General features: G+C 73.6%; 10 protein-coding genes. 4 read left to right on the top strand and 6 right to left on the bottom strand.

Features of this window, described 5'->3' with window-relative positions:
* Positions 1 to 266: 266 nt before the first annotated feature.
* A complete protein-coding gene (locus MUY22_RS33005; RefSeq protein ID WP_247051078.1) occupies positions 267 to 2954 on the bottom strand; it encodes an AAA family ATPase in 2688 nt (895 codons plus the stop codon).
* Between the two features lie 122 nt (positions 2955 to 3076).
* Here MUY22_RS33005 and MUY22_RS33000 point away from each other — a divergent pair, with 122 nt between their 5' ends.
* Entirely contained in the window at positions 3077 to 3505 is a 429-nt protein-coding gene (locus MUY22_RS33000) for a hypothetical protein (protein WP_247051077.1), read from the top strand.
* On the opposite strand, the gene MUY22_RS32995 is transcribed toward MUY22_RS33000, so the two are convergent.
* The 3 genes from MUY22_RS32995 to MUY22_RS32985 all read right to left on the bottom strand — a co-directional run bounded on the left by MUY22_RS32995 (position 3493) and on the right by MUY22_RS32985 (position 7716).
* Positions 3493 to 4974, bottom strand: coding sequence for a glycosyltransferase family 39 protein (locus MUY22_RS32995; protein WP_247051076.1), 1482 nt, complete (start codon positions 4972 to 4974; stop codon positions 3493 to 3495). The genes MUY22_RS33000 and MUY22_RS32995 overlap by 13 nt on opposite strands.
* Positions 4958 to 5683: a TetR/AcrR family transcriptional regulator gene (locus tag MUY22_RS32990; RefSeq protein ID WP_247051075.1), complete on the bottom strand. Its 726-nt coding sequence runs from the start codon at positions 5681 to 5683 to the stop codon at positions 4958 to 4960. Before MUY22_RS32990 ends, MUY22_RS32995 begins: the two co-directional genes overlap by 17 nt.
* 83 nt (positions 5684 to 5766) lie before the next feature.
* On the bottom strand, positions 5767 to 7716 hold the full coding sequence (locus tag MUY22_RS32985) for a potassium transporter Kup (protein ID WP_247051074.1): 1950 nt from the start codon (positions 7714 to 7716) through the stop codon (positions 5767 to 5769).
* A gap of 166 nt (positions 7717 to 7882) precedes the next feature.
* Here MUY22_RS32985 and MUY22_RS32980 point away from each other — a divergent pair, with 166 nt between their 5' ends.
* The gene (locus tag MUY22_RS32980) at positions 7883 to 9337 is read left to right on the top strand and encodes a phosphatidylserine/phosphatidylglycerophosphate/cardiolipin synthase family protein (RefSeq protein ID WP_247051073.1); all 1455 of its coding nucleotides are present in this window, start codon (positions 7883 to 7885) and stop codon (positions 9335 to 9337) included.
* A 4-nt stretch (positions 9338 to 9341) separates the two neighbouring features.
* On the opposite strand, the gene MUY22_RS32975 is transcribed toward MUY22_RS32980, so the two are convergent.
* On the bottom strand, positions 9342 to 10499 hold the full coding sequence (locus tag MUY22_RS32975; RefSeq protein WP_247051072.1) for an MFS transporter: 1158 nt from the start codon (positions 10497 to 10499) through the stop codon (positions 9342 to 9344).
* An 86-nt stretch (positions 10500 to 10585) separates the two neighbouring features.
* On the opposite strand from MUY22_RS32975, the gene MUY22_RS32970 reads away from it, so the two are divergent.
* The gene (locus MUY22_RS32970; RefSeq protein WP_247051071.1) at positions 10586 to 11014 is read left to right on the top strand and encodes a helix-turn-helix domain-containing protein; all 429 of its coding nucleotides are present in this window, start codon (positions 10586 to 10588) and stop codon (positions 11012 to 11014) included.
* Here MUY22_RS32970 and MUY22_RS32965 read toward each other — a convergent pair.
* Positions 11004 to 11939, bottom strand: coding sequence for an AraC family transcriptional regulator (locus MUY22_RS32965; protein WP_247051070.1), 936 nt, complete (start codon positions 11937 to 11939; stop codon positions 11004 to 11006). The two genes, MUY22_RS32970 and MUY22_RS32965, sit on opposite strands and share 11 nt — an antisense overlap.
* Before the next feature lie 82 nt (positions 11940 to 12021).
* Here MUY22_RS32965 and MUY22_RS32960 point away from each other — a divergent pair, with 82 nt between their 5' ends.
* On the top strand, positions 12022 to 12444 hold the full coding sequence (locus MUY22_RS32960; RefSeq protein WP_247051069.1) for a pyridoxamine 5'-phosphate oxidase family protein: 423 nt from the start codon (positions 12022 to 12024) through the stop codon (positions 12442 to 12444).
* Positions 12445 to 12526 lie beyond the last annotated feature (82 nt).

Here is a 12526-nt window from a genome sequence, read left to right as displayed (position 1 = left end):
CCGAACTGTCCGAACCGGACAACGCGGATCTTGCTCCCCGCCGCGGATGCCCGCGCGCGACATCGACAGGAAACCGACAGGTTCACCCGGCGGCCCTCACGGCTTTCGCCGCGCCGAGCGGCCGCCCCCTGAATCGTGTCGACCCGCCAGGCACGCGAACCGACCCGCCGGGTACGAAGCCGGTCTGTGCTTGGAGGGTCGACACGCGTGATCAGGAAGCCGACACACGTGATCGGCGGGTCGACACGACGAACGGGCCGGATCGGTCAGACGTCGAGGCCCGGCTGGTTCCGCAGCTGCCGGCGGGACGTGATGCCCAGTTTGCGGAAGATGTTGCGCAGGTGGGCATCCACGGTGCGGGGGCTGAGGAACAGCTGCGCGGCGATCTCGTTGGACGTCGCGCCGGTGGCGGCCATGCGGGCGATGTGCGTCTCCTGCATCGTCAGCCGGTCCGCGGTGCGCGCGGACCGGGCCCGCGCCGTTTCGCCGGTGGCGCGCAGTTCCTTCGCCGCGCGCTCGGCGAACGCTTCCATCCCGGCGCCCGTCAGGACATCGTGTGCGGTACGCAGGTGCTCGCGGCTGTCGCGCCGGCGGCCTTCGCGGCGCAGCCATTCCCCGTACAGGAGGTGCGCCCGGGCCCGGTACGCGAGCAGCGGGCTCTCCCCCAGGTGCTCGACGGCGTCGCGGTAGTGGTCCTCGACGCCGGTCACCACGCCCCGCGCGTACGCCGCGACGCCGAGGCCCGTGGCGGTTCCGCTCGCCGCGGTGCGGTCGGTCAGCGACGCCAGGGCCGCGGTGGCTTCGGCGGGATTTCCGGTCCGGGCGGCCGCCTCCACCAGCTCGGGCAGGGCGGCTCCGGCGAGGGAGAGCCCGCCGTGCGCGGTGGCCTGGCGGGCGGCCGCCAGCGCGGCCGGGTAGTCGGCCAGCCCGTTGTGCAGCACGGCCGACGCCCAGTGCACGTTGGCGACCAGCTGGCCCGCGCCGCGGGCGGTCGCGGTCGCCGTGGCGGACTCGAACAGCGCCAGGGCCTCCTCGCGGCGGCCGCGCATCGCCGCCAGGTGCAGCCGCGGGTACAGCATCGGCGGCCCGTCGACCGCGTCGGCGATCGCCTCCTCCTCGGCGATCGCCGCCATCGCCTGCCCGGTGTCGCCGGTCAGCGCGCCCTGCGAGGCCAGCTGGGCGAGGCCGAGCCGCAGGACGAGCGGCGAACCGGATTCGCGGCCGGTCTTCATCAGCCACCCGGTGATCGCCGCCTGGGCGTGGGGATCCCACGTCTCCGACGCGAGCATGATCGCGAGCGCCGGCCGCTGCGTCCACAAGGGACTGTCGATGTCGTCGAACAGCTTGCGCAGCAGGGGAACCGCGGCCCGGTGGTCTCCCCCGGTCACGAGCACCAGTACGTCGAGGACGTCCGGTGACGCCGGCGCGGGCCCGGCGGACCGGACCGCGGCCAGCACCGTGTCCAGCACGCCACCGGGCCGGCCGACGAGCAGGCCCATCTCGAGCGCGTCGAGGTAGCACTCGCGCGACCGGTCCGGATCCAGCTCCGCCAGGCGTCGCGCGGCCCGCACCATGAACATCGGGCCGTCGCCGTCGTGGTGCCGCTGGAAGGCGACCTGACCGCGCAGGAGATCGACCTGCGCGTGCCGGATCTCGTCCAGGGCCGCGGGTTCGACGACCGTGAGGAGCTCGGCCGCCGCGTCGGGCGCTCCGGCGTCGAGTGCGGCCCGGGCCGCGACGATCGTCCGTTCGATCCGCTTCCCCGCGTCCAGCGACAACGCGGCGGCGCGGTCCAGGAAGGCCGCGGCGGCCACCACCCCGCCGCGGGACCGGGCCCGGGACGCGCACCGCTCCAGCTCGGCGGCGACGTCGTCGTCGGGGCCGGCGCAGGCCTGGGCGCGGTGCCAGGCCCGCCGGTCCGGATCGGCTGCCGGGTCGGTGACCTCGGCCAGCACCCGGTGGGCCGCGTAGCGCTGGCCCGCTTCCGCGGCCTGGTAGACCGCCGACCGGGCCAGCGGGTGGCAGAAGCGGACGCGGGTGGCGAACTCGACCAGCCCGGTGGCGGCCGCGGCCGCGCCGGCGGTGGCGACGTCGATGTCCAGCCGGCGCGCGGCCGGCCACAGCAGGCCAGGATCGCCGGTCGGGTCGGCGCTCGCGAGGGTGAGCAGCAGCCGCGCGCCGGCGGGCAGGTCCGCCAGCCGGGCCTGGAAGCCGCGTTCGATCCGGGACGGCACCGAGGAGGAGTCCGGCGCGGCGAACCCGCCGGCCGTCGAGAGTTCCCGCAACGCCAACGGGTTCCCGCGTGCCTCGGCCAGCAGCCGGGCGCGCACCTGCTCGTCGAGCGTCACGTGGCTCCGCGCCGCCAGCAGCTCCCGCGCGTCGGTGTCGCTCAGCCCGCCGACGTCCACGCCCGGCAGCCCGGCCAGCGCGCCCGCACCCGGCGGCCGGACCGCGACCACCACCGCGACGCGCTCGGCGCCGACGCGGCGGGCGAGGAAAGCCAGCGCCTTGGCCGACTCCGCGTCCAGCCACTGCGCGTCGTCGACCACGCACAGCAGCGGGCGTTCCGCCGCCGCGGCCGCCAGCAGCGCCAGGGTCGCCAGGCCGACGCGGAACAGGTCCGGGGTGCCTTCGGCCAGCCCGAACGCGACGCGCAGGGCGTCGCCGTGCCGCCCGGGCAGGTCGGGCAGGTGCGCCAGCACCGGCACGCACATCTGGTGCAGCGCGGCGAACGGCAGCTCCGACTCGAACTCGGCGCCACCGGCCCGCACGACCCGGAACCCGGGCGCCTGTGCGGCGTGCTCCAGCAGCGCGCTCTTGCCGATCCCCGCCTCACCGCGGAGGACGAGCACGCCGCCCTCGCCCGCGCGTGCCGCCGTCGTCAGCTCGTCGATCCGCCGGATCTCGGCGCGCCGCCCGAAGAGCGGTCCACGGGGGTGCGCCGGCGTCCGCATCCCGCGAATGCTAGCCGGGCCGTGATCGATCGCCTACCCGGTCACCTAGGTGATTACCGCCGACGCGAACGGCCGTCCGCCGGTGCGAACGTGAAGGCCCGACCAGCACACCGGAGGCAGCCATGACCACCCAGGACACCGCGCTCACCACCCGTCCCGCGACCACCCGCCGAGACGTGCTCGGGCGGGTCCTGCTCACCATCGCCTCGCTCGCCACCGTCGGCGCGGCCGTCCGCGGGATCGTGTACACGAGTCAGGTCGCCGACGACCGGGTCTGGATCGAGGCCTGGCGGATGACCGCTTTCTGGCTGGTGGCCGGGCTGTTCGCGCTGCTCGCCGGGAAACCGCGGGCGCAGCGCGGGGTCTGGGAGCTGCTCTTCGCCCAGAAGGCGTCGCTCGTCGTCATCGCCGTGGCGCTGGGTGACGTGCCCGAGGCCGGCGAGGCCGGGTACGTCGACTTCGGCCTCGTCGTGATCCTGGTGGCGTCGTACTTCCTGTGCCGCGGCTGGCTCGGCTGGCGCCGCGACGCCGAGTCCGCTCAGCCCAGGTGAGCCAGCTCCGGCCACAGCTGCGTCCAGGTCCCGCGCGGCTGCCGGCACAGGTAGATCGCCGCGCCCTTCTCGACCTCTTCGTTCGACAGGCCGTCGGGCAGGGTGAGCGGCGCGATCTCCGTCGCCTGCGCCCAGAAGCGGTGCAGGTAGGCGGGGGTGAACTCACCGACGCAGAGCACGGTGGCGTCGCTGCCCGGGGGCGGCCCCCAGAACCCGTAGGCGTTGTGGCCGCTGGCGACCGGGTTGCGCAGGCCCTCGGCCGGGCCGAGGGTGGTCAGCGCGCCGGCTTCGCCGTAGTTGCTGGTGAAGATGACCGTGTCGGCCGGGTACCGGTCCGCGACGGTGACGATCTGGCGCACGTACCCGGGCCAGCCGTAGGTCTCCATCACGGTGCTGCTCAGGCCGATGCCGTTCGTGATCTTCGGCGGGAACACGGGCAGGCCGATCACGATCGCGAACACGGCCGTGGCGGCGATCGCGACAGGCCACGACCGCCGGCCATCCCGCGTGTTCGCGGCCTCCACCGCCACCGCGCCGGCGGCGAACAGGCCGGGCAGCATCGGGGCCGCGTAGTAGGACTTGCCCGACGTGACGGCGATGAACACCACCGCCGTGATCGCCACGACCAGCAGCCACCGGTGCGGCCGCCCCGCGCCGGTGCACAACCGGCGTACGCCGATCACCCCGAGGCAGAGCAGCGGTGGGCCGGTCAACACCAGCAGCAGCAAGGGAACCTGGGTGAGCGCGTTGCCCTCCCGGCCGGACAGCACCCCGGCCATCCGCACGGCAGGCCACGGCCAGCCGTAGGAGGCGTTCCACAGGATGTTCGGCACCGCGATCAGCAGCGCCGATACGGCAGCCAGCCACGGCCCCGGGGTGCGCAGCACCGCTCGCCGGGTGACGACCAGGCCGAGCCCGATGCCGACGAGCAGCGCGGCGATGGTGTCCTTGTTCTCCAGCCCCACCCCGGCGAGCAGGCCGGCGAGCAGCCACGCCGGGATCGTGCCCAGCCGCAGCGCCCGCGCCGTCGCGACCATCACGCCCAGCCAGCACAGTTGATCGACGACGGTGGTGCCGAACAACGCCGACGCGGCCACGAACGCCGGGCAGGCCGCCACCGCGGTGGCCGCGACGAGCTGGGCCCGCCGACGTCCGCCGAGCTCGGCGGCGAGTTTCGCGGCCAGTAACACACACCCGGTCGCGGCCGCGATGGCCAGGACACGCAGCGGCAGCACCCCGCCGGGCAGCGCGGCGGCCAGTCGCGCCAGCGCCGGCGTCACCGGCGGCTGGTCGACGTACCCCCAGGCCGGGTGACGGCCGGTGAGCACGTAGTAGAACTCGTCGCGGTGCCAGCCGTAGCGGGCGGCCACGGCCAGGTGGATCACCGCGACCACCCCGGCGACCAGCAGGACCGGCCGCCACACCACGCGCGGCCCGGTTTCCCGGGTGTCCTCAACCGTCTGCGTCATCGTCGTTTCCCCCAGGAGATGGCTCGGCCGGCAGGAACGCGGCCAGCACCAGGTGGCGCACCGTGCGCCGGCAGTCGTCGTCCTTGAGCATCGACGAGTCCTGATCACCGTGGCGGTGCCAGGCGAACCAGGCGACGGACTCGACGAGGAACCGCGCCGACGTCGCGACGTCCGGGACCGGGCGCAGGTGCCCGGAGCGGATGCGGCGGCGCAGGTAGTCGCCGAGCTGGTCGAGGACCACGCGCCGGCCGCGCACGAAGTGCAGCTCGGCGAGCTCCGGGATGTCCCGCGCGCAGCTCTCGACCAGCGCGAGCAGGCCCTGGTGGCCTTCGATGTAGGCGTACAGCTCGTCGATGATCCCGCCGAGCTCGTCGGCCACCGGCTTGCTTCGCCGGCCGAGAGCGGCGTCCAGCGCCGGAAAGCCGGCGGACGCGACCGACCGCGCGTCGACCTCCGCGATGCCCGCCGCGCCCGGCGAGGTCACCGGAATGGTCAGCCCGGCCAGCGCCTCAGGTTCGGCGAGGTGCAGGAAAGCCAGGTACAGCAAGGCTTCCTTGCTGTCCACATAGGTGTAGAGGGCGCCGTGGCTCAGGCCGAGCCCGGCGGCCACGTCGGAGATCCCGGCCGCCTTGTACCCCTTGCCGGTGAACACCCGCGCCGCGACCGCGGCGATCTCGCCCAACGGCCGCGGCTGTACCCGTCCGCGCATGCGGTGAGTATTGACTGAACGAGTCAGTCAGTCAAGCGCCCGCAGCCGACCGCAACGGCCGGCCCCGCGGGCTGTCGCTCGGGTTACACCTCGATGTGCGAGCCCATCACGACCGTGCGGTCGCGGGGCAGCGCGAACTGCTCGGCCGCGTCCGCGGTGATGAACGACGTGGCGATGAACAGCCGCTTGCGCCAGCCCGCCATCGTCTTCGCCTCGCCGAGCTGGAGCTCGATCTTCGACAGGAAGTACGACGCGTCGTCCACCTGCAGCCGGCCCTCCGTCTCCTTCGGCTCGAGCGACCGCAGCGCGGCGGGGACGTCGGGGCGCTCCATGTAGCCGAACCGAGCGCTGACGTGGGTGATGCCGTCGTGGGCGTGGCCGAGGTCGTCGACGACCGTGCGCTCGCTCTCCGGCACCCGGGGCACCGGCTCCGTCTCGATCGAGACGATCACGACGTGCTCGTGCCGGACGTGGTTGTGCTCCGCGTTGGCCCGCATCGCCAGCGGCGCGGTCACCTTGCCGCGGTTGAGGAAGACGGCCGTGCCCGGGACGCGCTGGGTGACGGGCTTGTCGTTCTCCAGGTCGTCGATGAACTCGCGCAGCGAGCCCTCGTGCTGCTCGCGCTCCGCGGTGACGATCTGCCGGCCCCGCTGCCACGTGATCATGACGGTGAACACGGTGAGGGCGATCAGCAGCGGCAGCCACGCGCCGTGGATCAGCTTGGTCAGGTTGGCCGCGACGAACAGCAGGTCCACCGACAGCAGCACGGCCGCGCCGAGCCCGATCAGCCACTTCGGCGTGCCCCACTTCACGCGCGCGACGTAGAAGAACAGCAGGGTCATGATGGTGATCGTGCCGGTCACCGCCATGCCGAACGCGTAGGCCAGCGCCGCCGAGCTGCGGAACGCGAAGACCAGCGTCAGCACCGAGACCAGCAGCAGCCAGTTGATCCACGGGACGTAGATCTGCCCGATGTTCGACTCCGAGGTGTGCCGGATCCGCAGCCGGGGCAGGTAGCCGAGCCGGGCGGCCTGTGCCGTGACCGAGTACGCCCCGGTGATGACGGCCTGCGACGCGATCACGGTCGCCGCGGTGGCCAGCAGGACCAGCGGGAGCCGGGCCCAGCTGGGCACGAGCAGGAAGAACGGGCTGCTGACGTTGGCCTGGTCCTTCAGGATCAGCGCGCCCTGCCCGAGGTAGCTCAGCACGCACGCGGGCAGCACCAGGAACAGCCAGCCGCGCGTGATCGCGCGCCGGCCGAAGTGGCCCATGTCGGCGTAGAGCGCTTCGGCGCCGGTGACGGCCAGCACGATCGCGGCCAGCGCGAAGAACGCGATGCCGAAGTGCCCGGCCAGGAACCCCAGCGCGTACGTCGGCAGCAGGGCCTTCAGGATCTCGGGCTGGCCCGCGATCCCGCCGATGCCGAACGCCCCGATCGTGACGAACCAGAGGATCATCACCGGCCCGAACAGCCGGCCGACGGTCGCGGTTCCCTTGCGCTGGAACAGGAACAGCACCACGATGATGACGGCGGTGATCGGCACGACCAGCTCGTCGAACGAGGGCTGGACGATCTTGAGGCCCTCGACCGCGGACAGCACCGAGATCGCCGGGGTGATCATGCTGTCGCCGAAGAACAGCGAAGCGCCGAAGATGCCCACGCCGGAGAGCACCAGCGCGGTCCGCGCGCCGCGCTGCCCGCTCCAGCGCCGCAGCTGCGTGATGAGCGCCATGATGCCGCCCTCGCCGTCGTTGTCGGCGCGCATGGCCAGCAGCACGTAGGTGACCGTGACGATGATCATCACCGACCAGAAGATCAGCGAGACCACGCCGTAGACGTTGTCGGTGCTCACCGGGACGGGGTGCGGGTCGCTCGGGCTGAACACCGTCTGCAGGGTGTAGATCGGGCTGGTCCCGATGTCGCCGAACACCACGCCCAGGGCCCCGATGACCACGGCGAGCCGCACGGCCTCGCGCCCGCTCGGCGCGTGTCCCGGGGCCACCGGATCGGCGGCCGGGTTCTGATCAGCCATGACGTTCCCCTCCGAGCAGGCAGCCGGGACCCTCGTCGCCCGGTGCACCGTGCCGGACCCTACCGACACCCGGGCCGCTCCCCCGGCGCCCGGCCCGCGACGCGCCGACCGGGTAGCGGAGCGTCACTGCGCGGCGGGCCGGGCCGATCTGTAGTGCCATGGAGGGGTGACGACATTCCACTCCTTCCTGGACAAGGCGGACGAGCGGCTGGGCGACCGGCTCGAGCACGTCCTGTGCGCCCACCACCGGCGGCGGCTGCGCGGGCTCGGGTGGGGTGACGTCCTCGAGCCCGGCGGCCCGGCCGGCCGGTTCGGCGGCCGGGCCGCGGTCCGCGACGGCAACCGCGTCGAGATCCTGATCGACGGTGAAGAGGCGCTGCCGGCCGTCCAGGACGCCATCCGGCACGCGAAGTCGCACGTCCACATCGCCAACTGGCACGCGAGCGCGGACTTCCGGCTGACCCGCGAGCCCGGCGCGCCCACCCTGCGTGAGCTGCTCGCCGAGACCGCCGGCCGCGGGGTCGACGTGCGGATCCTGCTGTGGGGCGGGCCGCCCGTCCCGGCCTTCAAGCCGACGCGGGGCCTCGCGAAGGAAGAGCAGCGGAAGCTCACCGAGGGCACCGGCGTGCGCTGCGTGCTGGACTCGCGGGAGCGGACCCTGCACTGCCACCACGAAAAGCTGGTGGTGGTCGACGACGTCGTCGCGTTCGTCGGCGGCGTCGACTTCACCGCGCTCGAAGGCGACCGGCACGACAGCCCCGACCACCCGCCGCGGCAGATCGGCTGGCACGACCTGGTGTCCCGGCTCGAAGGACCGATCGTCGCCGACGTCGCCGAGCACCTCCGGCACCGGTGGACCGAGGTGGCGGGCGAGGACCTACCGGCGCCGAAGGTGCCCGAACCGGCCGGCGAGACCCGCGTGCAGCTGCTGCGGACGGTCCCGAACAGCACCTACGACTTCGCGCCGAAGGGCGAGTTCACCATCCTCGACGGCTACCTGCGGGCCCTGCGGTCGGCGCGGCGGCTGATCTACCTGGAGAACCAGTTCCTGTGGTCCCCCGAGATCGCCGAGGTGCTGCTCGACAAGCTGCGCAACCCGCCCGAGGACCGCTTCCGCGTCGTCCTGCTGCTGCCGCGCAAGCCCAGCAACGGCGCCGACACCACCCGCGGCCAGCTCGGCCGCCTGGTCGACGCGGACAACGGCAACAACCGGCTGCTGGCCACGACGATCAGCGCGCACGAGGGCGACACCGCCGCGCCGGTGTACGTGCACGCGAAGCTCGGCATCGTGGACGACGAGTGGCTGACGGTCGGGTCCGCGAACCTCAACGAGCACTCGCTGTTCAACGACACCGAGGTCAACATCGCGACCGACGACCGGGACCTGGTCCGCGCGACGCGGCTGCGGCTGTGGGCCGAGCACCTGGGCCGCCCGGTGGACGAGCTGGACAAGGACCCGGCGGACGTCGTCGACGACCTGTGGCGGCCGCTGGCCGAAGAACAGGCGGAGCGGGAACGCCGGGGCGAGCCCCGCACCCACCGGCTGGTGCTGCTCCCCGGCGTCTCCCGCCGGGCGGGCCGGCTCCAGGGCCCGCTGCGGGGACTGCTGGTGGACGGCTGAGGCGTCAGGCCGCACCGGCACGGTGTCCGCTGAGCGCCCAGGTGACGAGGGCGCCGCACGCGAAGGCCGCGCCGAGGATCGTGGAACCCGCCCAGCCGACGGCGTCGAACAGCGCGGTGGTCGCGGCGGCGCCGAGGGCGGAGCCGAGCGAGTAGAAGACCATGTAGCCGCCGATCGTGCTGCTGGTGCGGTCGGCGTACGCGGCGGTGAGGACGTGCTGGTTGCCGACGTGCACGACCTGCACGGCGAAGTCGAGCACGACCACGCCGAGCACCAGCAGGACCAGTGACCAGCCGAGCTGCCCGATCGCGAGCCAGGAGCCGAGCAGCAGGACGAGCGCCACGCCGGTGCCGCGGCGGGCGTGCCCCGCGTCGCCCCAGCGGCCGGACCGGGCGGCGCCCAGCGCACCGGCGAGCCCGGCGACGCCGAACAGGCCGATCCGCGCTTCGCTCAGGTGCCACGGCTCGCCGGCCAGGGGCAGCGCCATGCCGCTCCACAGCGCACCGAAGGACGCGAAGAGGAAGAAGGCGATCAGCCCGCGGCTCAGGAACGTCGGCTGGGTGAACAGACACCCCAGGGACCGGAGGACCTGCCCGTACGTCTCACGTCCGGTCCGGACGTCCGCCGGCAGCGCGACGAGGCTGAGCACACCGAGGACGGCGGCGAGCACAGCCAAGGCGAGGTAGCTGCCCCGCCAGCCCCACGGGCCGGCCAGGCCGCCGGTCACGATCCGGGCGCCGAGGATGCCGAGCACGACGCCGGAGGTGACGACGCCGAGGTTGCGGCCACGCTCGCCGGGCGGGGACAACGCGGCCGCGTAGGCGACCGCGGTCTGCACCACCACGGCGAACAGCCCCGCGACGGCGAGACCGGCGAACGCCACCCAGGCGACCGGCGCGATCGCCGTCACGGCCAGGCCGGTCGCCACCACTGCCAGGTGCGCGGCGATCAGGCGCCGGCGGTCGAGCAGGTCGCCCAGCGGCACCAGCAGCACCAGCCCGGCGAGGTAGCCGAGCTGCCCGGCGGCCACGAACCAGCCGACCGAGTCGCGGGGCACGCCGAGGTCGCGCCCCAGCGCCCCAAGCACCGGCTGGCCGGCGTAGACCCCGGCGACCGCCACCCCGCACACGATCGCCAGCAGCAGCCTCGTCCCGCGCCCCACTCGTCACCTCCGTCGATTGGTTGCGAATTGCAACTCTTCGGAGAGTAGGTCAGAATGGTTTCACTACGCAACTCTTTGGAGGGGTGATGGACTGGACGGACCCGAGCTGCCCGGTCGCGCGGGCGGTGGACGTCGTCGGCGACCGGTGGAGCCTGCTGATCGTCCGGGACGCGATGGACGGCGCCCGCTCGTTCACCGACTTCCAGCAGCGCACCGGAATCGCCCGCAACATCCTCGCCGACCGCCTCCGCAAGCTCGTCGCGCACGGCCTGATCGCGCAGGTCGAGGCCCCGTCGGGCAAACGCCGGGTCTACGCGCTCACGGAGGCGGGCAAGGAGCTGTTCCCGGTGATCGTCACGCTCCGGCAATGGGGTGAGCAGCACGCTTTCGAAGCGGACGAGCCGCATTCGGTCCTGGTCGACGAGCACGGCGCGGCGGTGCCCCGGCTCGTCCCGGCGGCCGCGGACGGCTCCCGGCTGACGAGCGACACGACGTCCGTGCGCTTCAAGCGTTAGAAGTCACCGAAGCCGCGCGCCGGAACTCGCTCGGGCTGGCGCCGCGAACCCGTTTGAACGCCGCGCTGAACCCGAACGGATCGGCGTACCCCACCGCGCGGGCGACGTCCGCGACGGTGGCGGTTTCCCGCTCGGTCAACAGATCCGCCGCGAGCGTCATCCGCCAGTGGGTCAGGTACGTCAGCGGCGGCTCGCCGACCAGGTCGGCGAAGCGCTTCGCCAGCGTCGACCGCGAGACGCCGGTGCGGTCCGCCAGCGCCGCGACCGTCCAGGGCGCCGCCGGTTCGGCGTGCAGCAGGCGCAGCGCGTCGCCGACCACCGGGTCGCGCTGGGCGGACCACCAGGCCGGCGCCCCGCTCCCGGGCCGGTCGAACCATTCGCGCAGCGTGCACACCAGCATCCAGTCCAGCAGCCGGTCGAGGACCACCTGCTGCCCCGGCGCGTCGACGGCGACCTCGGCCGCGAGGTGGTCCAGCACGGCATCACCGGTGCCGCCGCTGTCCGCGCGCAGCACCACGGGCAGCGCGTCCAGCAGCCGGCGGCTGAGCTCGCCGCGCACCGGGTACGCGCCGACGATGAGCGTCGTCGCGCCGCCGTCGTCGTCGGCCCAGCCGAGCCGGTGGCGGGTGCCGCCCTGCTCGGGCGTCGCGCAGAACTCGCCACACGCGACCGGCGCGGCCCGCGTGCCGACCTCGTCGACGAAGGTGAACGTCGCGGGCCCGCGGACGACGACCGTCTCGCGGGCCCGCAGCGGCTCGGGCGGGCCGTGCTCCGGCACGATCCAGCCCGCCCCGCCGAGGACGGTGCACAGGGTCAGCGGCGCGCCGTCCACGAACTCCAGCGCCCAGGGCGGGGACAGGGTCGAGCTGCCGAACAGCGAGCCGTGGGCCCGCACCCCGCGGATCAGGTCGTCGAACACGTCCACCCGGCCGAGGTTAGACGAATGGACAGGCCATCCGGGCTTTCACCTATGGGATTGTCCGAGCCGGCCGGGTTGAATCGGCGTCATGAGCACCGACGCCCTGACCGCCGAAGACCTCGAGTTCCTCCGCCGCCCCCTGCACGGCTTCCTGACCGTGGCCGCGGGCCCGGTTCCGCCGCAGCCCCGGCCGGTGTGGTTCGAGGCCGCTCCCGACGGCACGCTCCAGCTGTTCACCGAACCGGACGCGCTCAAGGTGCGGCGGCTGGGCCGCGACCCGCGCGCCTCGATCGTCGTCGCCGCGCCGGTGGGTGAACGCGAGCGGTGGGTTTCGGTCGCCGGGCGCACCACGCTGGAACCCGGCGGCGCCCACGACCTGGCCCGCCGCCTGGCCGGCCGCTACTGGGACCTCGAAGACCCGGCCCGTGCCGCGGACCTCGCCGGAATCCTCGCCGTCGATCAGCTTCGCCTGGTGATCCACCCGGAGTCCGTGCGCCGCTACACGTACTGATCGCCACTCAGGCTGCGAGTTGAGTGCACGCCTGTACACTCAATCAGCATGATCGCCACCACCTGGTCCCACGAGGTCGTGA

The sequence above is a fragment of the Amycolatopsis sp. WQ 127309 genome, assembly GCF_023023025.1.
Taxonomy (GTDB): Bacteria; Actinomycetota; Actinomycetes; order Mycobacteriales; family Pseudonocardiaceae; genus Amycolatopsis.
This window is presented reverse-complemented; position numbering and strand designations above follow the sequence as displayed.